Below are 21,987 nucleotides of genomic sequence, written 5' to 3' on the forward strand. Positions count from 1 at the left end.
CCTCCATGCGGCTCTACTCGAACTCAAACTGATAGAGAAGGTCTACAGCACTGTCGAGACCTGACACAGCTTCAACATAGAGATCCTGCATCAATCGATAACGAACGGTAAACTCACCGAGCGAGTTGAAGATACCCACACCATACTTCACCTGTAAGCCAGGCAGGATGTAACCACTTACCGTCACTTGAGAGTCATCACCAGAGCCTGCGGTATCCAGTTGCAAGTCCTGTACACCAAAGGCTTCACCGATTTCGCCAACAACCTTACCACTCTTCGCTAAACTCAAACCGATTAAGGTCGTTGTCATCGAACCGCTCGACTCACCGTCGATATCTTGGCCACGCAAAATATAAGACAGCGCGTTCGCTTGTGGCATCGCTGGATCAGAGTAAATCTCGATGGTCGGCTCTGTCGCAGGGCCTGTCACTCGAATACCTGCGGTCACGTCATCCTGAGTATTATCAGGATTACGAATCGCATTGATGGCTACGTATGGCTGATCCGGTGGACCATTCATTAGAATCTTACCTTCTTCGATTAAGAGGTCTTGCCCGAATGATTGGTAAGTACCATCGACGATGTTCACTTCACCTGTAATAAATGGACCTTGGTCTTTTTGAGCCACGTTGAGCTTACCGACCAAATCACCTTCAAGGCCGAAGGCAGACAATTTAAAATCATCACCAATGGAGATATTAATGTTGGTCATCACATTGAATGGGATCGTATCTTCGTTTTCTGGCTCTAGATCTTTATTCAAAATAACCTGATCAGAAGAGACGCCAACCGCTGACGGTGGTAAGTCTTCAACAACAATGCGTCCCCATGGTAAGGCAATATCACCGGTAATTTTCGCCAGTTCTGGTGTGACATCAATAGTCATATCAGGCACGACTTTCACCTTAACCATAGGTGGGATATCAACCATCAACTCATCAGCGAAAACTCTAACGTTAGAGTGCCATGCTGTAAGATCTTGCCAATCTCCGGTTCCCTCAATATCAAGGTGACCATCAGGCGTTTCGACATTCGCATCCAGTTTTGCACTATAACCATCAAAGTCGAGGTCAATGCGGCCATCTTTCACATCAACAGGCGTAACATCGCCTTTCACTTGAATACCATCAACCGAGAACTGACCAAAGACTTGAGGGTGCATCAAAGAGCCTTTAACTTGAAGATCACTCTCCAGGTCGGCTTTCAATAGGCTGTATTCACCTAGAATGGGTTGTAAGAAATCAAGATGGAACGTGGTCAACTTAATTGCTGCATCGACCATTTTGTCTTCGGCAAGAATATTCGGTAACGACACCGTGCCAGACAGGTCACCATTGTCGGAAACATCCAACTTAAAGTCGGCATCCAGTTTGTTGTCTTTCAGTTGGGCATTCAATGCAACGCTTTCCCAACCCAGTGTAATTGGCTCACCCACTTGTTGAACAACCTGACCTTTCGGCATATCAACGCTTACCGTAACCTCAGGCTCACCTTGTTCAGACCACTTAGCATGAGCGGTCGCATTGACTAAGCCCTGTAATTGCGTCTCTTTAGGCACAAAGGCTTTAATCTGATCGAAATCGAATTGATTGATGGCTACCTTGGCCTCACCCGATTTTCCGACACGAACGTCTTCATCCAAACACACGCTCGAACCCGATTGTTTCCAACAGTGCGCTTGAACATCGGCAAACTGTTTATCAACATCCGCCTTTATCGCGACAGGTTGGTCTAATAACCAAGGGCCTTGCTGAGTGGTGATTTTGACTCTATCTAACGACCCATCCCAAATAAGAGAAGGCTTTTGAATCAACTCTCCGGAAATAGCTAAGCTTGTAGACACGATGTCGGATATCACATCAAGTGTCACTGTGTGTTTCTTCTCACCACCACTCACCGTGAGATCAATGCTTTCTACGCTCTGATCTTGATAGGTTAGGTTGTTAGCTTTTAATTCAAGATCAGCTTGAGCTTCAGGCAATGGCAGAGGAACCACAGAACCATTAAGCGACAAGGATTCTAGTGTTGCGTCGTTATTCCAATCTACCTTATCCACATTTAGAGCGAGATCGACTTCAGGCTCTTTCGTTGGACCGCTTAGCTGGATGTTACCAATCACTTTACCTTTCAAATCAGGGACGCTTTTTACAAGCTCAGGGAAATTAATCTCAACGCCCATATCCCATTTCTTATCAAGCTCACCCTGAGCCTTAATCGAGTTAACACCGTGAGCTAAGCTCAAACCACTGGTTTTCAGTTTTGGTTCACCGCTCGCGCTGCGATCCGACGCTGACAACTGACCTTCGATATCCAGAGGGTATTCTCGCAAGATCCCTTCAATATCCAATTTAGGCAGTTCAATCGCCCAGCCGCCCGCTTCCGTCAACTCACCAGAGGTGACTATGCTTCCACTAATGTTACCCTCGGCTTCTGGCCATTGCAGGCCCGGCTGAATGTCTTTGAGTGTCACGTCAGCTTGCCAGTTAACGAAACTCTTCCAATTCGCTTTAACGACGCCGTTAAGCTCACCGCCTAGCGTATTGAGCTTTAGACGCTCGAGCTCAATTTGTTCCGTCGTGCCTTTACCCTGTAGATCGATGGCTAATTCAGGGATTTCCTTACCATCGGCTTCACCTTTAAGAAGAACATTGAAACCATCTAGTGAGCCATCAGCTTTGAATTGCTCAATTGTCGCATGGTAATCGCTTTTTCCGGTAAGGGGCCACTGTGCTTGTCCTCCCTCTAAAAGAAGGTCAAATGGCAGAGTCGGTTCTAAGGGTTGAATATCCCCTGACAACTTCGCCTCAATCAGCTCAGAAAATTGGGAGTCTAGGTTTAGCTTAGCCACGCTGCCTTGTGCTTTCAGAGACAACTTCTGCCCAGCAAGGTCGGTTTCTTTCACTAACGCATCCAAAGAAAGCTCTAACGGATAACCGCCCTTGAGCTCAACCTTAGTCGTTAGGTTTGCGCTGGCTTGTGGCATATCGAGTTCGAGAGTTGAAACATCAACCATGTGTTTGCCCGCGCGAGCTTCTAGCCCAAGGTGGTTCACAACGATTGGTGTTTCTTGTTCAAAGGTGAAACGGTTGAGATCAAAACGCTCCAACACAACCTGTAAAGGAATCCAGACTTCCGGCAATTCGATAGCCGTTTTCTCGGCAGCTTCTGGCTCAACCTTTTCTGCTTGCGGTTCTTCTGTCGACTCCGCGAGTTTAACCTTAAGATCATTGAATAAGGTTGGCGATACCGTTAGCTTCTCGCCCTGCATGCTCAAAGCCGTAGAGAACAGGCTCCATTCAATTTCATGCCCTAAGATATTCAACTTGATATCAGACAAAGCGATACGGTTGATTACGATTGGCAGCGGTGTTTTTACCGATGTTACGGGTGGAGTCGGTTCTGTTTCTTCTGTAGAGGCAGGAGGCAGCTCAGTAAATGCGAAGTCCACCCCTTGAATCGCTAAACGATCGACACACAGCTTAGGGTCGAGCAGACAGCGAGGATTAATAGCCAAGTTCAGCTTTTTAACCTTGGTGTCGATATGAAGGCTATCATCTTTGAACTGGACATTATTAAGCGTAAAACTTGGAAAAAGTGCCCCTTTGGTGCTTTCCACTTTAAGTTGTGGCAATGCTTTTTCAGCACCCCACAGTACAGTGTTCAACCCTGGGTTGGTGAACAAAACAAAACCTAGCAGGGCTACCAAAAACAGCAAAATAGACGTCAATGAGATCGACGTCCACTTAATGAATTTGCCCATCACTTTGATCATAATTCTGGCCCTAAACTAAAGTGTAACTGGAACTCATCACCTTTTGCTGCATCTAGACCCCAAGCAAAATCTAAACTCACTGGACCAACAGGTGACGCCCAACGAACACCGACACCAGTGCCGTGTTTCCATTCAGGTTTATCATTAAATGCATCACCAATGTCGTAGAATGCTGCGCCCCACCAGTTTCCAACCAAGCGGTATTGGTATTCAAACGAACTGGTTGCCATGAATTTTGCACCCGTTAGTGCACCACTTTCATCTCGAGGAGAGATCGACTCATAACCATAACCACGAATGCTATTGTCACCACCAGCAAAGAATCTTAGGGAAGGAGATAGCTTATCAAACTCGTCAGCAAAGTTGCCGCCAAATTGAAGTCGAGTTAAGCCTCGGTGATTGTCGCCAATGCTTCGAATCCAAGCGGTTTGACCTTGAAAACGGACAACCTTAGTTGCAGATAACAAGGTATCATCAGCAGCTTCAAACATAATGGTTTGTTTGTCGCCCCACATCGGCATCGAACCACCTCGTGTTCGAGTGCGTGAGAAAGCAATACCCGGCAGCACAAATTGCGCCAAGTCATCCTGCAAACCTTGCTCATAGTTTTCGACCAAGTATCGAATGAACACCGTGCGTTGCCAGCCGTTATCCAGGCGCCAATATCTTTCTAGCGCTAAGTTTGATTCCAAACTCTTGGTATCACGATTATCCAAATTCTTCATACCGTACTTAACTTGGTAGTAGTCATTAAGTACGTCATCCAATGGGATTTTATAAGCAGCCGTGATCGTCTGCTCAGGCTTCGAGATCGACAAGCTACTATTAAAGCTATGGCCTCGATCATTAACCCAAGGTTTTTTCCATTTGAGAGTGCCTTTCACACCAAGGTCGGTTGAGACACCGATACCCGTTTCGATTTGGTTACGAGCTTGCGGAGCAAGGCTAACCTTCATCGGGATTTCTCGGCCTTCGCCTAACTGGCTTAAATCTGGTTCAACAAATACCGAAGAGAACCAATCCGTATTAGACAGGTTTTGGTTGTACTCACCGACTTTGGTGATTGAGTAAGGCTCGCCATCCTCAAATGGTTTAAGTGACTGCACCTTATCTTCTTCTATCTGGCTACCAGTAACCTGAGTAGTACCAAAGTGATAGCGGATACCACTGTTGTAATGAAGACGAACATAAGCGCGATTCAATTCAGGAGCCACTTCTAGCTTACTAAGGTCATAAGCCCCATCGAAGTAGCCTTTCGCTAAGCCAAGGTTGCGGATCGACGATTTCAAAGAGTCATAATTACCATGATTCAGAGTCGAACCTTTAGACAAGCTACTCTTCGCTATCAAGGCTAAAAAGTCTGGGTCATCTTTGGCTTCACCCGTCAGAACGATATCTGAAGTATAAATAACAACAGGCTCTCCCGGCTCAACCGTAACGGTCATTTCGGTATCATCTTCGAAGTGAGTAAATGTGATTTTAGGGTGGTAGTAGCCTAACGCATTCAGGGCTTCTTTAATCATAGATTCCAAGCGGGATTGGAATCTTAGTGAAACCGAATACTCTTCTTCAGGGATCGCACTCAGATAAGCATCAACATTATCCTCAAGCGCTCCATCTAGCCCTTTAATTTCAAGGGAAACGTCAGCGAAAGCGAGCGTCGATGACAATAGAGTGCCAATCAGAACTGGTAAAGTTTTTCTTATCATGTTTAATTGGTGAAGAAGTTATCAATACGTTAATAAGTGAAAAGAAATAATACCGCTAAATAGGCATTGAGTCTGTAATAAATCCTGGAATAACACGGTCTAATTTAAAGACTTATTCAATATTGACCAACAGTTAATATGAACCCACGTTAAATAAAAGCCAGCGCGGTAAACGTATGCGAAAAGGAATATAACATGCTAAACAAACAACAACTGGTTTCTGCAGCAACCGCACTACAGGGAAATGCTGACCCAATTCGAATCACTGAGCGCCATTTCGTCAATCAAACCGACCTGCTCGATGCGCCTACGGACTCTCAACAAGAAGTCCTGTTTGGTATGGGATGCTTCTGGGGAGCTGAGCGTTTGTTTTGGCAATTGGATGGCGTTATTTCAACATCCGTTGGTTACGCTGGCGGTTACACGGTTAATCCCACTTATGAACAAGTATGTACTGGGCAAACCGGCCATACTGAAGTCGTTCGTGTCATATTTGATAGTGAACAAACCTCTCTAGCTCGAATACTTGAGACCTTTTGGGAGCGTCATGACCCAACTCAAGGAATGCGCCAAGGCAACGATTTAGGGACTCAGTACCGTTCTGCGATTTACACCTTCAGTGAAGAACAACAATCTATCGCTGAGCACTCTAAACGTGAATATCAACGAGCAATGACTGAATCTTTAGGCAACGAGATCACGACGGAAGTTCTGCCTGCTGGAAAATATTTTTTCGCAGAAACCTACCACCAGCAATACCTAGCTAAAAATCCAAATGGTTATTGCGGGTTGGGTGGAACAGGTGTCTGCTTCCCTCCACAATAAAGTGCCGTTCGACATACCAGCGAGAAAGTACACGCATTAAAAAAGGGCTTCCATTAGGAAGCCCTTTTCATTGTTAATCTATTCGGTGCAAACAAATCGATAAAGCGCAGTTACACCGGCAACGCAGCAATCGTGCCGTTAACTTCTTTAAAAATAATGAGCTTTTGTTTGTCTGAAACTTCAGGAAGAAGCACCTTGCCTTGGTCGAAGCGAAACTCTCCAACACCTTCAATAGCAAATTGGCCTTTGAACAGGACTTTAACGAAACGCGCCACCTGATGTGGACGGTAAGTAGAAAATTTTCTTAACATAATACAACCTCAATTCCATTTGAGTACTACAGTCACATACCTGAACAGCGTCGCTGTTCAAAGCACATTTAATCGCTAATTCCTTTAGCAAACAGCAAGATAATCTATTGTTCATCTCGATATTGATGCATTATACCTTTTGGTAACAAGCCTGCAACTTCTTTCTACGTCGTACGATAAAAAAGTTAAAGAGGCATTTTTCAAATTTCATATTATACTTCCAGTGCAAACCAATAAGCGGAACAAAAATATAATGAAAAACAAAACTCTACTGGCTTTTTTAGCCGCAGCCTCTCCACTCTTCGCCAATGCTCACAACCTATCAGTAGGCGCTACCCTGCCTGCCGTCGATGTTAGTAACTATGGTGAGATTGTTCTAAACGACGGAAATACTGGATATCAAGCTTGGGCAACCAATGATCTTCTAGGTAAAGTTCGCGTCGTTCAAGCTATCGCTGGCCGCAGCAGCTCTAAAGAGCTCAACGCACCACTGATGGCAGCCATTACCGCATCGAAGTTCTCAGAAGACAGCTACCAAACCACTACCATCATCAACCAAGATGATGCGATTTGGGGTACAGGGTCTTTTGTTAAGTCGTCTGCCGAAAGCAGCAAAGAAGAATTTCCATGGTCTTCTATGGTCCTAGATGAAGACGGCGCCGTTGCGTCATCATGGGCTCTAAAAGAAGAAAGCTCAGCGATTATCGTTCAAGACAAGCAAGGTAAAATCTTGTTTGTAAAAGAAGGGGCATTAAACGAATCAGAAGTCACTCAAGTCATTGAGTTGATTAAAGCGAGTCTTTAATAAGATATTCGCGTCTTTTTCGAGACCTAACCAAAGGATATTGTTATATTATAACAGTATCCTTTTTTAATTCTGTGGTTAATCATCCTGATGTGGCAAAACAGACCCAACAATGTGAAACGCAAAACAGGCTTCTTGCTTGGGCTTATGCTCATGTTAAGCGTGTTAGCCGCAACACACATCGTGGATATCGCACCAGAGCACCACACCTCACACCATTGTGAGCTGTTTTCGCTTAATCAGTTCATCACAGCGCACTCACTACCACAGATTCCAGAGTTCCATTCAGAATTTACTGTCGCTATCACAGAGTCAGTAACTTCACTACAGCGGTTATATTTCGCTTATTTGGCACGCTCACCTCCTGTAAATATCGCTTAATTACCACTACTTTTTAATTAACCTTTATTCAGGAAAAAAACATGAAACCTACTATTTTAGCCGTTGTTATCGGCATGACTGTCTCTACAAATGTTCTAGCTAACGAAGAATTCCGCTCTCATGATGCACACGTACATGGTCAAGTTGAAGTAAACATCGCGCAAGATGGGCAAGAACTGCTTGTTGAAGTAACAGCTCCAGGCGCGGATGTGGTTGGGTTTGAACATGCTCCAGAAACTGCAGAACAGAAGAAAGTGTTTGAGCAGGCTATCGCACAATTAAACAAGCCAGAAGAGCTGTTTAGTTTTAACAATGCGAGTTGTACTCTGAAGTTCAAGTCAGTGGCAAACACCTTAGAAGGCAATCATGACGACCATGAAGGCCATGACCATGCGGAACACGATCATGACGACCACAAAGACCATGACCATGCTGAGCACGATCATGACGACCACAAAGGCCATGACCACGCTGAGCACGATCATGATGACCACGAAGGTCACGATCACCACGACCATGAAGGTCATAATCACTCAGAAGGTGGCCACGGTGAGTTCACCGTTGAGTACCATTACCAATGTTCAGACGTTGCTAAGCTAGACACAGTTAGCACTCAATGGTTCTCTAAGTTCGGTAATACAGAAAAAATGACTGTGAACTTACTAACAGACACAGCTCAAGTACAAGAAGTGCTTAACGCAGAGCGTATTAGTTTCCGATTCTAATCACTCCTAGATCGGATTAAACGTAAAATAAACAGCCAGGTAAGTCATCGCTTACTTGGCTGTTCAAATCGGTGTGTTCTGGGGAATTTATGTTTCAAATTACTGTCCAGTAGATACACCGCTTTAATTATTGGAGCTAGCATGTCTTCTGACAGTTCATCATTTGTGGTCAAACTCGAAAATATCAGCTTTCGTTGGAAGCCTGAATTACCACCAACGCTAGAGATCCCCTCTCTGTACATCCAAGCCCAAGAGCACCTTTTTATTAAAGGGCCAAGTGGTTGTGGAAAATCAACTTTGTTAGGGCTACTGACCGGAATCAACCAAGCTGAGCAAGGAGAAGTCTCTATCCTTGATCAAGACCTCACTCAGCTTACACCTCGTCAAAGAGATAAATTCAGAGCCGATCATATTGGTTATATTTTCCAACAATTTAACCTGCTTCCTTATCTATCAGTTATCGATAACGTGACGCTTCCTTGCCAGTTTTCACAGATTCGTAAACAGCAAGTCGCTGAAAGCCAGAAAAGCTTACAAGAGACGGCTCGAGAGTTGTTACTCCGATTAAAGCTACCTCAAGCTTTAATGGACAAGCCCGTTACCGAGTTGAGCATAGGTCAACAACAACGTGTTGCTGCCGCTCGTGCTTTGATCGGCCAACCCAAAATCATTATTGCCGACGAGCCAACCTCGGCTTTGGATCATGACAACCGAGAAGCTTTTATCGAACTGTTGTTAGAACAAGCCAACCAGGCAGGTTCTACTCTTATCTTTGTTAGCCATGATCCAACACTAGAAAAATTATTCACTCGAACCATAGATTTAAAAACCGTTAACCAAGCTAAGGTTGTCGTATGAAAGTAATTACTCACTTAGCCTTAAAAAGCGTACTCAACCGTAAAGCCACGGCTATTCTCACTATTCTCACGGTGGCGGTATCTGTCATTCTCTTGCTCGGCGTAGAACGCGTTAGAACCGAAGCAAAAAGCAGCTTCGCCAATACGATTTCAGGTACTGACCTTATCGTTGGTGGCCGTTCTGGTCAGGTCAACCTGCTGCTTTACTCAGTATTCAGAATCGGTAATGCGACCAACAACATCGACTGGAAAAGCTATGAAGAATTTAGCCAGCACAACGCAGTAAAGTGGGCGATACCAATCTCATTGGGCGATTCACACAAAGGCTTCCGTGTGATGGGTACAAATCATAGTTACTTTGAAAACTATCGCTATGGAAGTAAGCAACCACTTACTTTTCAGCAAGGTAAAGAGTTTAATCAACTATTTGACGTAGTGATTGGTGCCGATGTAGCGAAGAAGCTAGATTACAAAATAGGTGATCAAATCATTCTTGCGCACGGTATCAGTGATGTTGCGTTTAGCCGTCACGATAATCTGCCCTTCAAGATTGTGGGAATACTCGCGCCAACAGGAACACCAGTAGACAAAACCGTACACGTATCGCTAGAGGCAATCGAAGCAATTCATGTTGGCTGGGAATCAGGTGCTAACCTAGGACACACGCCGGATGCCGAAACCTTAAAGACTTTTGATTTCCAACCGAAGCAGATTACCGCGATGATGCTCGGGCTGAATTCGAAGATTCAAACCTTCGCACTGCAACGAGAAATCAATAACTACCGCCAAGAACCTTTAAGCGCCATTATGCCGGGCATTGCGCTTCACGAATTGTGGGGAATGATGGCTGTAGCAGAACAAGCACTACTGATTGTTTCAGGGTTTGTTGTCGTCGCCGGTTTATTGGGCATGCTCAGTAGCCTACTCACTAGCTTGCAAGAAAGGCGCCGAGAGATGGCCATCCTACGTGCGATGGGCGCAAGACCTCGTCATGTGTTTGGTTTACTGATCAGTGAAGCCAGTGCGCTAACCTTCCTTGGCATTACATTAGGTGTTGCAGTATTGTTTGCGCTGATCGCAGTGGTTGCTCCTATTGTGCAACAAAGCTATGGTATCAACATATCGATATCCGCAATCACACCGCATGAGTGGAAACTGCTTATGCTGGTACAAGTTGCTGGAATCATTATCGGCTTTATTCCCGCTTTCAGGGCTTACCGCCAGTCATTGTCTGATGGCATGACGATTCGAATCTAAAATAGGAACCTACGATGCAACGCAAATTCCTACTGATACTTGGGCTACTTCTGTTCCCATTTATCAGTACAGCTCACGCTGAAACCACTCAGAATGACGAATCGGTATTAACACTTGAATGGATTGATTTGATTCCGGAATCAGAGCGCGCTCAGCTAGATTCATTTGGTATGCCGATGGTTGACCACAATAGTATGGATAAACCTCAACAATCGACACTTGGTGCTGTTCGCCCAGAATTGAATGGCAGCACAGTGAAGATTCCTGGCTTTGTGATTCCATTGGAAGGTGATGAGAATATGATCACTGAGTTTCTGCTGGTACCGTACTTTGGCGCATGTATCCACGTGCCACCGCCGCCACCGAACCAAATCATCTACGTGAAGTTCCCGAAAGGTGCACCAATACAGCAGTTATGGGATGTAATCTATTTGGTCGGAACGCTGAAAACTGAGTCAATCAGCCATGACTTAGCGCAAACCGGTTATCTTATTGAAGGTACTGCGATTGAAGAATATGACGACATGTAGTCATTAGAAGGGTGGCTCAAGGATGAGCTGCCGTCACTGAACGAGTGTGATCATTCAATAACAGTTTAATAACGATAATTTTCTTCTGAATTACGCGATGTAATTAGATAAGTAAGCTAGAACAGCGACATAAGTCGCGAGTAATAACCCTATACTAAGCTGTTTCTTCAGCTTGTTATCATTGGCTTGATTCATAACTCCTCCTTGAGAATTACAACAAATTTAACATTTTATTATCATTAGCAAAAGTAAAATTTTGTTGAAACCTTCAACTCTGCACGCAAAATCTAGCCACCAATAAGATAAAGAGTTACATTTTAGACAGTTATACCAATCACAATAAGTAAGTGTTCAGAAATAGCGTAGAAAAAAGGCTTGAGAACAAGGCGGATCTTTTTGATAAGTAGTTATTCTACAATCAAAAATTCTAACGGATTTATCGAGCGTTTTAACAAGCTAGAGCGAGCAATTATTTACTACGATTGGTTTTGAGTCGTCTCCTAACGGTACTCTTATGTCAGAAACCAAACAGCCAGTGATCATTGAGCATGCTAGCGACACACAGCATAAGCATGAGAAAAAGCCTCATATTGCCGACAGTGCCAGCAGAATGCTGCACATCGCACAAAGCTTCGGCCTCGATTCCTTAATTAGTCATAGTGCAAAGCCAAACGATAAAGCTGAGAGTACGCTTATCGAACGGGCACTATTGCGAGAGAAGAAACGTAGAGAGCTTCGCCAAAAGAACCTAGAACAGATTCTAAAGTTGGCACACTCTTCGTGTAAGGATGAAGCGGCTGGAGACCCAGATCAGGACTGGCTATACCGTTTCTTCGATATGGCACAAGAGATCCACAATACATCGATGCAGAGGCTATGGGCTCAAGTACTGAAACGAGAAGTCACCAACCCAGGCTCGACGTCGATGAAGGCACTGCAAATCTTAAAAGACATGACACCAAAAGAAGCGTTAACCCTACAAAGAGCGGCATCACTGGGTTGTAGCTTTGGTAGCGATAACAGCAGAAAGCTCTTACTCGGTTTTAAATCTCATGCTGGGTTATTCAGCTTTGGCAAAAGGGACACCACCAACACCATCAACCTTGGTGGACACAACCTGCCCTACTCCAGCCTACTCCACTTGATAGAGCTCGGGATTATTCTGGGTACAGAGTTAGAGTCTGGTGAGATTGATTTCGACCCAGCACTGCACCTAACCTATCAAGGTAAGAGCATGTCGCTGGCACCGTTATCAAAAGGGGTAAAGCTGGTTTACTATCGATTCAGCCCAACCGGTAATGAGCTTTGTACCTTGCTTGGCAACAAGCCAAACTCGCAGTACTACGACCAACTGATTGCTCTACTGAGCCAGAAATTCACGGTTCAGACAGAAGTGAAAAGCAGCGTGAATTACACCGTCTAGACACTTGACGGTGCAAAGAATAGACGGTGTAAAAAGTGAAGTATTGAGAGGAATAAAGAGAATCTAGAGGATAGGTTTCTTGTCTCGGTAAACCAAGGCTGTATTACTTATCAGTCATGAATAAGTCGATAAGTAAGTGGACAGCCTTAGTCATACCAACGCTCTCAATTGGCTAAAATATTTCGCTTCTCCAACGCATCAATACACAGTTCAACCAATTCATCGAGAGTCTTCTCACCTGCGGGTAGATCAATCTCAGGGTTCTGAGGTGCTTCGTACACTGAACTAATACCTGTGAAGTTCGGGATTTCTCCGGCACGTGCTTTCTTATACAGACCTTTAGGATCACGCTGTTCGCAAACCTCTAATGGCGTATTGACGAACACCTCAAGAAACTCACCTTCCGGCAATAAGTCTCGCACCAACTGCCTCTCCGCTTGATGTGGAGAAATAAAAGCAGACAACACGATCAAGCCTGCATCTGCCATCAATTTAGCAAGCTCACCAATACGACGGATGTTCTCTCGACGATCTTGCTCAGAGAAGCCAAGATCACTACATAAGCCATGACGCACATTGTCGCCATCCAATAAATAAGTATGGTAACCAAGCTGTGCCAAGCGATTTTCTAATGCACCTGCGACTGTCGATTTACCAGAACCAGACAGCCCCGTGAACCAGAGCACTGCTGGCTTTTGTGATTTCAGATCCGCGCGAAATGTTTTATCAATCGAGTGTTGATGCCACACAACATTCTCATCTTTGGGTTTGAGTACTGCGGTCATAATTAGTCCTTTAAATAAACAGCATTAAAATGGGAAAAAGTAAGGAATTAGGGTCAGCACCAAGCCCGAATAAACAATCGAGATTGGAATGCCGATACGTAGATAATCCGTTAAATGGTAATTACCTACGCTATAAACAAGCAAGTTGGTTTGGTAGCCGTATGGAGAGATAAAACTGGCACTGGCACCAAACAGTACCGCCATGATGAACGGCATAGGGTCAACGCCATAACCTACTGCCATACTGTAGCCAATCGGAAATGAGAGTGCTGCGGCCGCATTATTGGTCACCAGCTCCGTCAGAACCAAGGTCATAAAGTAGGTAGCAACTAACGCTCCGAATACGCCCCAACCATTAAACGCCTCCATGAACATCAGCCCCATGCGCTCAGACAAACCCGATGAAATCATCAGTTGAGCAATAGAAAGTGCAGAGCCCACGATCACCACAATATCAACCGGAAAACGGCGACGGAGCTCACCCAGCTGTACCACGCCAAATGCCACCAGCAACAGTAGAAAACCAGCTAAGCCTTTGATAATTGGCACTGCATCGATAAGGGCTAAACCAATCACGCTGGCAAAGCCGAGCAACACGAACGTCGATTTATCGGCATCAAGCTTGGCACTCGAATCTAAGTCATTCATCAACACAAACTCTTTATTGTGTTGTTGGCGCTGTTCTTCAAAGCGTTTACCTGGAACCAAAATCAAAGTATCACCAGCGGTCAATGTGATGTTTCCAAGGCCACCTTCAAGGCGTTCATGACCACGACGAATAGCAACCACAACCGCATCGAAACGGTCTCTAAATTGGCTGGTTTTCAGGGTTTTGTTACAAAAGCTTGCTGACGAACTCACCACCACTTCAACGAAGCTCTGGCCGTTCAAGTGGTGCTGACCAAACAGAGTCAGGCCTTGGATTTCTTGCAGTGTCGCCACGCTCTCGACATCGCCACAAAACAGCAATCGGTCACGAGCTTGAAGTATGAAGTCAGGGTCTATCGAAGCCGTGGTTTTACCGTCGCGAATCACTTCCGCTAAGAACAGTTTTCTCAATGCTCTGAGGTTGTTTTCACTGACGCTACGACCAACCAACGGTGAGCCAGGTTCCACTCTTGCTTCTAGAAAGTAAGGCAAATCATCTTGGGAGCCATCATCGTAGCTTGGTAAGAAGTAACTCAGAGGGATAAGGATCAACACACCACCGACCAAGACCGCTAAACCGATCAAGGTTGGTGTGAAAAAGTTTAAGCTCGGCAATCCTGCGTCTTCAACAAAGCTATTAATGATCAAATTGGTTGAGGTGCCGATCAGTGTCAGGGTGCCACCTAAGATGGCAGCGTATGACAAAGGGATAAGTAACTTAGACGGCGCGTGCTGTTGATTACGTTTGATCGCCCCGATCAAAGAAACAACTACCGCCGTGTTATTAGTAAAAGAAGAAAGTAACGCTGTGGAAATACCCAACTTCGCAACCACGGTACCTAACCTACCTTCAGAGATATTGCGGCTAACCCAGCTGATTAAGCGAGTTTTCTCCAACGCACTTGATGCGAGGATCAGAAGAATTAAAGTCAGTAACGAGGAGTTAGTGAAATTATTGGCTAGGCTCGACAAGTCGATCATGCCAGCCATAAAAGCAATAAACGCCGCGCCAGCAAAGATAAAGCTTGGCTTAATACGGGTAACGAGCAGGCAAGTAATGATGCCGAGCAAAATCGCTAATACAAATCCTTGTTGCCACATATACCCGTCCTTTATGGCGGAAACGATCGGTTTCCGCCTGATTCAATAAGCTGTTACTTGGTCGTTTATGACTTCAGTAGTTGGCTTAGATCTTTGGCATCCCAATGAGGGAAATGTTTGCGAACCAATGCGTTGAACTCAAGTTCAAATGCAGAGAAATTACCGACTTGCTGCTCAACTGAGTCCAAACGGTCTCGAATCAAACCCGCGCCAACCGTCACGTTGGTTAGTCGGTCGATAACGATGAAGCCACCGGTATCGGCACTCTCACGGTATTTATCTAGCGCGACAGTCTCGTTCAGTGACCATTCACACAAGCCAATGCCATTCAATGGCAACTCATCGACAGCGTGAGTCGATAGGTTGTTGATGTCGTATTGGTGACGAACTGTTTCAACCTGACCAACGGTTTTCTTGCCTGCGATCTTGATGTCGTAAGCTTTGCCCGGTTGCAGTGGTTGTTCAGTCATCCACACGATGTCAGCCAATACGTGGTTAGTGGATTCAATCTGCGCGTTCTCTAGCACAATCAAATCACCACGGCTAATATCAATCTCATCTTCAAGGGTCAGTGTTACCGCCAAGCCCGCTTGTGCAGATTCCAAATCACCATCAAAAGTCACAATACGTGCAACTTTAGAGGTTTTACCCGACGGCAGCGCCTTGATTTCATCACCAACACTGACTCGGCCAGAGGCAACGGTGCCAGCAAAGCCACGGAAATCTAAGTTCGGACGATTCACATACTGCACTGGGAAACGGAATTCACCCGCAGAACGCTTTTGATCGATGTCGACGTTCTCTAACACTTCTAGCAGAGATGGGCCTTCGAACCATGCAAGCTCTTTACTTGGTGCAGCAACGTTGATGCCTTCAAGCGCCGATACTGGCAAGATCTGAATATTGGTTTCGCCTTCTAGGTTTTCTGCAAACTCTAGGTATTCATCGCGAATTTCTTCAAAACGATCTTGCGCGTAATCCACCAGATCCATCTTATTTACAGCGACGATGAAATGCTTCAAACCAAGCAGGTTAGAAATAAACGAGTGACGACGGGTTTGATCCAGAACGCCCTTACGAGCATCAATCAAGATCACCGCTAGATCACACGTTGAAGCGCCTGTTGCCATGTTGCGCGTGTACTGCTCATGCCCTGGGGTATCAGCAATAATGAACTTACGTTTTTGCGTCGAGAAGTAGCGATAAGCCACATCGATCGTGATGCCTTGCTCACGCTCAGCCTGCAAGCCATCAACAAGCAGTGCCAAATCAGGCTTCTCACCTGTCGTTCCCACTCGTTGGCTATCCGAGTGAACCGCAGCTAGCTGATCTTCATAAATCTGTTTTGTATCATGGAGCAAGCGACCGATCAGCGTACTTTTACCATCATCTACCGAGCCACAAGTTAAAAATCTAAGCATAGATTTATGCTGATGCTGACTTAGATAACCTTCAATCCCTAGTTCAGCCAATTCGGCTTCTACTGCACTATTCATTTTTCTTTCCTTAGATTCTTAGAAATAACCTTGGCGCTTTTTCAGCTCCATAGAGCCCGACTGATCATGGTCAATCGCTCGACCTTGACGCTCACTAGACGTCGCCACCAGCATCTCTTCAATAATGCCTGTTAGCGTATTCGCCTCAGATTCAACCGCTCCGGTTAGTGGGTAACAGCCTAAAGTACGAAAACGAACGCTTTTCTCTTCAATCACTTCACCTTCTTGCAGCTCCATGCGGTCATCATCAACCATGATCAGCATGCCATCACGCTCAACAACTGGGCGTTTATCAGAAAGGTAAAGCGGAACAATATCGATGCTCTCTAGATAGATGTATTGCCAAATATCCAGTTCAGTCCAGTTTGATAAAGGGAATACACGAATACTTTCGCCCTTATTCACCTGACCGTTGTAGGTGTGCCACAACTCTGGACGTTGGTTTTTTGGATCCCATGTGTGGTTCTTATCGCGGAAAGAGTAAACACGCTCTTTCGCTCGAGATTTCTCTTCATCACGACGCGCGCCACCGAAAGCCGCATCGAACCCATACTTGTTTAACGCCTGCTTAAGGCCCTGAGTTTTCATGATGTCAGTGTGTTTCGAAGAACCATGTACGAATGGGCTACAACCCATCTCGATACCTTCAGGGTTCTTATGTACCAAAAGGTCAAAACCGTACTTTTCTGCAGTGCGGTCACGAAACTCAATCATCTCGCGGAATTTCCAATCTGTATCAACGTGTAATAGTGGGAATGGAATCTTGCCTGGGTAAAACGCTTTGCGAGCTAAATGAAGCATCACAGAAGAATCTTTACCGATGGAGTACATCATCACTGGGTTATCAAACTCAGCCGCCACTTCACGGATAATATGAATACTTTCCGCTTCGAGCTGTTTTAGGTGGGTTAAACGTTCTTGGTCCATTTCAGTGCTTCCTTTAAGGCTCGCGTTACGAGCAATTCATTACTTGGTCTTGCCAAGCATGGGATTTAACTCATCCACTTGAGTGAATGGGAGTATTGGCACTAGAAGAAAACAGAAGCTTCGTGTTGAGCTATCCTTGCTATTCGTCTGCCTGATACGTCCTTGATATAAGCATTATGACGAGCCTCTCATATTACTGGAAATTCTAAAATTTCATTTTTTATTCGAAAAGCTGATAAGGGATTTAATTTATCGATAAGCAGGTGAAATGAATGGACTAATATTATCGATATCAGTTGCGCATCGATTAAGCAGGTTTGGGAGGCGTCTTGCAGAACACCATAAAGTAATCGATCTAAGTCACGAATTCACATTCGTTGTAATCATTGTTTCATTCCATTTTGTTACATTACGCAACGAATTTTCTACTATCCACTTTGGAGCTACAAAATGAAAGTTGCAATGAAACCTTTGTCATTGGCTGTACTTGCAGGTCTTGGTTTGACTCTAGCAGGCTGTACAACAACACCAGATACCGATGAAGTGATTAAACTACGTGTCGTAGAGACAACGGACATCCATACCAACCTAATGGATTACGATTACTACAAAGACAAGCCATCGAAAAAAATCGGCTTAGCACGTACTGCAACTCTAGTAAAAGAAGCTCAAAACGAAGTAACCAACAGCGTATTAGTTGATAACGGTGACTTGCTGCAAGGTAGCCCAATGGGTGACTACATGGCAGACAAAGGCATCGAAGCTGGTGAGGTTCACCCTGCATACAAAGCTATGAACCAGCTAAGCTACGACGCTGCAAACCTAGGTAACCACGAATTCAACTACGGTCTTGAGTTCTTAGAAGAGTCAATCAACGATGCTGATTTCCCGTACATCAGTGCTAATGTTTACGACGCAAAAACCAAAGAACACTACTTCACGCCTTACATCATCAAGACGCACACGTTTGAAGATACTGCAGGCGTAGAGCATGAAGTAAAAGTCGGCTACATCGGTTTCGTTCCACCACAAATCATGACGTGGGATAAGAAGAACCTTGAAGGTAAAGTAATCGCTCGCGATATCATTGAGACAGCTAACGAGTTAGTGCCTCAAATGAAAGCGGAAGGCGCTGAAGTTATCGTTGCTATCCCTCACTCAGGTGTATCAACGGACCCATACAAAAATGGCGAAGAGAACTCAACGTTCTACCTATCTGAAGTAGACGGCATCGATGCAATCGCATTCGGCCACTCTCACGCCGTGTTCCCAGGTAAAGGTTTTGATGACATCCAAGGCATCGACAACGAAACGGGTACAATGAACGGCGTTGCGGCAGTAATGCCAGGTCGTTGGGGTAGCCACGTTGGTGTTATGGATCTAACACTTGCACAAAAAGACGGTAAATGGGAAGTGGTGAAAGGCCAATCAGAAGCGCGCCCTATCTACGACAAGATCGAGAAGAAATCGCTTGCTGCAGCTGATGAAGGCATCGTAACAGCACTAGAAAAAGACCACGCAGGTACTCGTGAGTTTGTTAACCAACCGATTGGTAAAGCAGACGACGTGATGTACAGCTTCCTGTCTCTAGTACAAGACGATCCAACAGTTCAAATCGTTAACCTTGCACAGAAAGATTACGTTGAGCAGTTCATCCAAGGTGACCCTGACCTAGATGGTACGCCAGTACTTTCAGCCGCTGCACCATTCAAAGCGGGTGGTCGTAAGAATGACCCAGCGAACTTCACTGAAGTTGAATCTGGCCAACTGACATTCCGTAACGCAGCTGACTTGTATCTTTACCCGAACACGCTAGTTGCAATGAAGGTAACAGGTCACGAAGTAAAAGAGTGGCTTGAGTGTTCTGCTGGTCAGTTCAACCAAGTGGATGTTAACTCAACGGCACCACAACAGTTGATCGAGTGGGATAACTTCCGTACTTACAACTTCGATGTTATCGACGGTGTTGATTACCAAATCGACGTAACTCAACCTGCGAAATACGATGCAAACTGTAAAGTGGTTAACCCTGATTCACAGCGTATTGTTGGCCTAACTTACCAAGGTAAGCCAATCGACATGAAGCAAGACTTCCTGATCGCAACCAACAACTACCGTGCATACAGTGCTAAATTCCCAGGTACAGGTGAAGATTTCATCGCATTTGATGCACCAGATGAGAACCGTACTGTTCTTGCAAACTACATCTCTCGCGTAAGCAAAGAGCAAGGTCAAGTAAGCCCAACGGCTGACAACAACTGGTCATTTGCACCAATCAAAACAGATAACAAACTAGATATCCGCTTTGAAACGTCGCCAAGCGAGAAAGCAGCAGAGTTCATCAAAGAGAAGGGTCAATACCCGATGAAACGTGTTGCGACTGACGATGTTGGTTTCGCTGTTTACCAGATTGATCTAACTAAATAGATTGCTTCAGTAATCCATAGTTAACCTTCTAAAAGGCTGAGTTTAACGACTCAGCCTTTTTCTTTTCTTCTCAATATTCACTCCAAAACCTTACGTTTCTAACCCTTTAACATCCTCTGATGCTGCACCGAAACCGCATACCTCAAACCACTCATTGCATTCAATCAGCACAAAAAAGCGCTAATTGTCTGTAAGTTTTTCTCTGCTCCTCGTGTCTATTTAATTTACTACACTCAATGAATGGTCATTAAGCCATTCATCTATAGGATAGAAAAGGACATTTGATGAGCACGGTCGAGAGCATTCAAGCATGGTTACATTCAGGGGAGGAGTCGCTGCTATGGCTGATGCTTGGCATTATCGCGCTTTCTTACCTGCTTGAAGATCTTGCGATTGTTACCGCTGCCGGTTTAGCCACTCAAGGGCTCATTCCTCCTCAATATGCGCTGCTTGCCATTTTCATCGGTATTGCCACAGGTGACTTGGGCCTCTACTACCTTGGAAAATCAGGACGTTACTTCCGAGGCGTTCGATATAAAGCCCTCACCAATAAGTACTTTCGTTCGCTTCGTACCAAATTACGCCAAAACGCATTCAGCAGCCTTTTTGTTATCCGCTTTATTCCTGGGCTACGCACCGTTGGTTTTACCCTGAGTGGCTTTTTCGCCATCCCACTGCCTACTTTCTTATTTGCCGTCATCAGCGCAACTGCGCTCTGGACTGGCATTGTCTTCTCTGCCATCTACTATTTAGGGACATCAGCGTGGCTGCAAGCCTCTGAATATCAATGGATCGTCATTCCGTGTGCCATCGTTTTGCTGTTTATCGGCAATCGATTAATGAATAAAACCTACTCTAGAGGGCTATCATGAGTTCACCGCAAGATATTCGCATCATTCCCGCACATCAAATTAATGCAGGTATGCCTCTGCTTGAAAAAGATACCGTGCGCAGTGTCTCTCCTTATGAGTTTCTTCCGACTTGGTTCTTCTACACGCCAGTGGTCATTCAAAGCCTGATGCAAGGGTTACGGCACTTTGACTGGGCACTTCCGCTCATCGCCAATCCAAGCATTAAGTTAAGTGGCATGGTAGGCGAATCAAAACATGAGATATTGAGCCTTGCCGGATCTTCAAGTCAGCGTTGGATCTCCCCGTTTATTACCCTAACCAAAACGGATCTCAGCAGTAAAAAACAAGCCGAAGATGCACGCAGCGCACTCATACAATCGGATCTTGATTTCCCAATCGTGGCAAAGCCGGATCTTGGCTGTCGAGGTGTTGGTGTTAAGCTGATCAACACACAAGATCAACTTGAGCAGTATGTTGAATCTTTCCCAAATAATGCTCGCTTTCTACTGCAGAAAAAGGCGCCTTATCAAGCCGAAGCGGGTGTTTTCTACGTTCGTTACCCAAACAAAAAGCAAGGTGAGATCATCTCGATCACACTCAAATATGCGCCAATGGTGATGGGTGATGGCAAGTCGACACTTAAACAGTTAATTGAAAATAGCCCGCGTGCTGGGCAGCTTAGTCACCTGTATCTACCAAGGCATGAAGATAAATTGGATCAAGTGCTCGCAGAGGACGAAGAGTTCCAACTCGCGTTTGCAGGCAGCCATAGCCGTGGTTGTATCTTCCGAGATGGTAATCAATACATCACTCAGGCTTTAACCGAACGCTTAGATGAGATATTCGACGACTTCGATGGCTTTCACTTTGGTCGACTCGACGTCAAGTTTAAAGACATGTACAGCCTAATGAACGGTGAGGATTTCACGATTCTTGAGGTCAATGGCGCAAGCAGTGAGGCTGGACATATCTGGGATCGCGACACCCCATTACGAGAGATATTTTCTACGCTACTCCTGCAATACCGCATTCTTTTTGATATTGGCGCTCAGCAAAAACAACGAGGTCACCAATCCCCTCCTTTCAAGAGCTTATTTGCGGCGTGGCAAGAAGAGCGACGTCTTGTTCAACAATATCCGACTACCGACTAACTTTGC

General features: G+C 45.1%; 18 protein-coding genes. 11 read left to right on the plus strand and 7 right to left on the minus strand.

The window, feature by feature from the left end:
- Positions 1–13 precede the first annotated feature (13 nt).
- On the minus strand, positions 14–3,772 hold the full coding sequence (locus tag AB6E85_RS15135) for a translocation/assembly module TamB domain-containing protein (protein ID WP_372143146.1): 3,759 nt from the start codon (positions 3,770–3,772) through the stop codon (positions 14–16).
- The gene (locus AB6E85_RS15140) at positions 3,769–5,481 is read right to left on the minus strand and encodes an autotransporter assembly complex family protein (RefSeq protein WP_372143147.1); all 1,713 of its coding nucleotides are present in this window, start codon (positions 5,479–5,481) and stop codon (positions 3,769–3,771) included. The genes AB6E85_RS15135 and AB6E85_RS15140 overlap by 4 nt, the downstream gene beginning before the upstream one ends.
- A gap of 195 nt (positions 5,482–5,676) precedes the next feature.
- Here AB6E85_RS15140 and msrA point away from each other — a divergent pair, with 195 nt between their 5' ends.
- A complete protein-coding gene (gene msrA / locus AB6E85_RS15145; RefSeq protein ID WP_372143148.1) occupies positions 5,677–6,306 on the plus strand; it encodes a peptide-methionine (S)-S-oxide reductase MsrA in 630 nt (209 codons plus the stop codon).
- A gap of 110 nt (positions 6,307–6,416) precedes the next feature.
- On the opposite strand, the gene AB6E85_RS15150 is transcribed toward msrA, so the two are convergent.
- Positions 6,417–6,617 carry a DUF1107 family protein gene (locus AB6E85_RS15150; protein WP_048612597.1) on the minus strand — a complete coding sequence of 67 codons (201 nt, stop codon included), beginning with the start codon at positions 6,615–6,617 and terminating at the stop codon, positions 6,417–6,419.
- A gap of 253 nt (positions 6,618–6,870) precedes the next feature.
- Here AB6E85_RS15150 and AB6E85_RS15155 point away from each other — a divergent pair, with 253 nt between their 5' ends.
- The 7 genes from AB6E85_RS15155 to AB6E85_RS15185 all read left to right on the plus strand — a co-directional run bounded on the left by AB6E85_RS15155 (position 6,871) and on the right by AB6E85_RS15185 (position 12,595).
- The gene (locus AB6E85_RS15155) at positions 6,871–7,422 is read left to right on the plus strand and encodes a YtfJ family protein (protein WP_048605931.1); all 552 of its coding nucleotides are present in this window, start codon (positions 6,871–6,873) and stop codon (positions 7,420–7,422) included.
- 90 nt (positions 7,423–7,512) lie between these two features.
- The gene (locus AB6E85_RS15160) at positions 7,513–7,803 is read left to right on the plus strand and encodes a DUF2607 family protein (RefSeq protein ID WP_372143149.1); all 291 of its coding nucleotides are present in this window, start codon (positions 7,513–7,515) and stop codon (positions 7,801–7,803) included.
- A 41-nt stretch (positions 7,804–7,844) separates the two neighbouring features.
- Positions 7,845–8,528: a DUF2796 domain-containing protein gene (locus tag AB6E85_RS15165; protein WP_372143150.1), complete on the plus strand. Its 684-nt coding sequence runs from the start codon at positions 7,845–7,847 to the stop codon at positions 8,526–8,528.
- Positions 8,529–8,669: 141 nt separating this feature from the next.
- Positions 8,670–9,386 (plus strand): ABC transporter ATP-binding protein, encoded by a 717-nt coding sequence (locus AB6E85_RS15170; RefSeq protein ID WP_017097559.1) that lies wholly within the window; start codon positions 8,670–8,672, stop codon positions 9,384–9,386.
- Positions 9,383–10,642, plus strand: coding sequence for an ABC transporter permease (locus tag AB6E85_RS15175; protein ID WP_048605937.1), 1,260 nt, complete (start codon positions 9,383–9,385; stop codon positions 10,640–10,642). The genes AB6E85_RS15170 and AB6E85_RS15175 overlap by 4 nt, the downstream gene beginning before the upstream one ends.
- Positions 10,643–10,656: 14 nt before the next feature.
- Positions 10,657–11,172, plus strand: a complete 516-nt coding sequence (locus AB6E85_RS15180) for a DUF3299 domain-containing protein (protein ID WP_017058892.1) — start codon at positions 10,657–10,659, stop codon at positions 11,170–11,172.
- Between the two features lie 514 nt (positions 11,173–11,686).
- Entirely contained in the window at positions 11,687–12,595 is a 909-nt protein-coding gene (locus AB6E85_RS15185; RefSeq protein ID WP_372080581.1) for a TIGR03899 family protein, read from the plus strand.
- Between the two features lie 164 nt (positions 12,596–12,759).
- On the opposite strand, the gene cysC is transcribed toward AB6E85_RS15185, so the two are convergent.
- The 4 genes from cysC to cysD form a co-directional block, all read right to left on the minus strand.
- Positions 12,760–13,380 (minus strand): adenylyl-sulfate kinase, encoded by a 621-nt coding sequence (gene cysC / locus AB6E85_RS15190; RefSeq protein ID WP_017067555.1) that lies wholly within the window; start codon positions 13,378–13,380, stop codon positions 12,760–12,762.
- Between the two features lie 24 nt (positions 13,381–13,404).
- Positions 13,405–15,129 (minus strand): SLC13 family permease, encoded by a 1,725-nt coding sequence (locus AB6E85_RS15195; protein ID WP_017067554.1) that lies wholly within the window; start codon positions 15,127–15,129, stop codon positions 13,405–13,407.
- Positions 15,130–15,194: 65 nt separating this feature from the next.
- Positions 15,195–16,625 carry a sulfate adenylyltransferase subunit CysN gene (gene cysN, locus AB6E85_RS15200; protein WP_017058887.1) on the minus strand — a complete coding sequence of 477 codons (1,431 nt, stop codon included), beginning with the start codon at positions 16,623–16,625 and terminating at the stop codon, positions 15,195–15,197.
- Between the two features lie 18 nt (positions 16,626–16,643).
- On the minus strand, positions 16,644–17,588 hold the full coding sequence (gene cysD, locus AB6E85_RS15205) for a sulfate adenylyltransferase subunit CysD (RefSeq protein WP_258954156.1): 945 nt from the start codon (positions 17,586–17,588) through the stop codon (positions 16,644–16,646).
- Positions 17,589–18,002: 414 nt separating this feature from the next.
- On the opposite strand from cysD, the gene AB6E85_RS15210 reads away from it, so the two are divergent.
- From AB6E85_RS15210 to AB6E85_RS15220, 3 genes are all read left to right on the plus strand, one after another.
- Positions 18,003–19,979, plus strand: coding sequence for a bifunctional 2',3'-cyclic-nucleotide 2'-phosphodiesterase/3'-nucleotidase (locus AB6E85_RS15210; protein WP_048618628.1), 1,977 nt, complete (start codon positions 18,003–18,005; stop codon positions 19,977–19,979).
- 284 nt (positions 19,980–20,263) lie between these two features.
- Positions 20,264–20,851 (plus strand): DedA family protein, encoded by a 588-nt coding sequence (locus AB6E85_RS15215; protein ID WP_193842473.1) that lies wholly within the window; start codon positions 20,264–20,266, stop codon positions 20,849–20,851.
- Entirely contained in the window at positions 20,848–21,981 is a 1,134-nt protein-coding gene (locus tag AB6E85_RS15220) for an ATP-grasp domain-containing protein (RefSeq protein WP_248402443.1), read from the plus strand. Before AB6E85_RS15215 ends, AB6E85_RS15220 begins: the two co-directional genes overlap by 4 nt.
- Positions 21,982–21,987 lie beyond the last annotated feature (6 nt).

Origin of the sequence: Vibrio sp. 10N.247.311.51, assembly GCF_041467855.1 — a bacterium.
GTDB classification, from domain to species: domain Bacteria; phylum Pseudomonadota; class Gammaproteobacteria; order Enterobacterales; family Vibrionaceae; genus Vibrio; species Vibrio coralliirubri.

Coding starts and splice junctions, on each gene's coding strand:
- AB6E85_RS15170 (WP_017097559.1), top strand. CDS start 8,670: ATGTCTTCTGACAGTTCATCATTTGTGGTCAAACTCGAAAATATCAGC.
- AB6E85_RS15215 (WP_193842473.1), top strand. CDS start 20,264: ATGAGCACGGTCGAGAGCATTCAAGCATGGTTACATTCAGGGGAGGAG.
- cysN (WP_017058887.1), bottom strand. CDS start 16,625: ATGAATAGTGCAGTAGAAGCCGAATTGGCTGAACTAGGGATTGAAGGT.
- AB6E85_RS15210 (WP_048618628.1), top strand. CDS start 18,003: ATGAAAGTTGCAATGAAACCTTTGTCATTGGCTGTACTTGCAGGTCTT.
- AB6E85_RS15185 (WP_372080581.1), top strand. CDS start 11,687: ATGTCAGAAACCAAACAGCCAGTGATCATTGAGCATGCTAGCGACACA.
- AB6E85_RS15150 (WP_048612597.1), bottom strand. CDS start 6,617: ATGTTAAGAAAATTTTCTACTTACCGTCCACATCAGGTGGCGCGTTTC.
- msrA (WP_372143148.1), top strand. CDS start 5,677: ATGCTAAACAAACAACAACTGGTTTCTGCAGCAACCGCACTACAGGGA.
- AB6E85_RS15195 (WP_017067554.1), bottom strand. CDS start 15,129: ATGTGGCAACAAGGATTTGTATTAGCGATTTTGCTCGGCATCATTACT.
- AB6E85_RS15175 (WP_048605937.1), top strand. CDS start 9,383: ATGAAAGTAATTACTCACTTAGCCTTAAAAAGCGTACTCAACCGTAAA.
- AB6E85_RS15160 (WP_372143149.1), top strand. CDS start 7,513: ATGTGGCAAAACAGACCCAACAATGTGAAACGCAAAACAGGCTTCTTG.
- AB6E85_RS15155 (WP_048605931.1), top strand. CDS start 6,871: ATGAAAAACAAAACTCTACTGGCTTTTTTAGCCGCAGCCTCTCCACTC.
- AB6E85_RS15165 (WP_372143150.1), top strand. CDS start 7,845: ATGAAACCTACTATTTTAGCCGTTGTTATCGGCATGACTGTCTCTACA.
- AB6E85_RS15180 (WP_017058892.1), top strand. CDS start 10,657: ATGCAACGCAAATTCCTACTGATACTTGGGCTACTTCTGTTCCCATTT.
- AB6E85_RS15140 (WP_372143147.1), bottom strand. CDS start 5,481: ATGATAAGAAAAACTTTACCAGTTCTGATTGGCACTCTATTGTCATCG.
- cysC (WP_017067555.1), bottom strand. CDS start 13,380: ATGACCGCAGTACTCAAACCCAAAGATGAGAATGTTGTGTGGCATCAA.
- AB6E85_RS15220 (WP_248402443.1), top strand. CDS start 20,848: ATGAGTTCACCGCAAGATATTCGCATCATTCCCGCACATCAAATTAAT.
- AB6E85_RS15135 (WP_372143146.1), bottom strand. CDS start 3,772: ATGATCAAAGTGATGGGCAAATTCATTAAGTGGACGTCGATCTCATTG.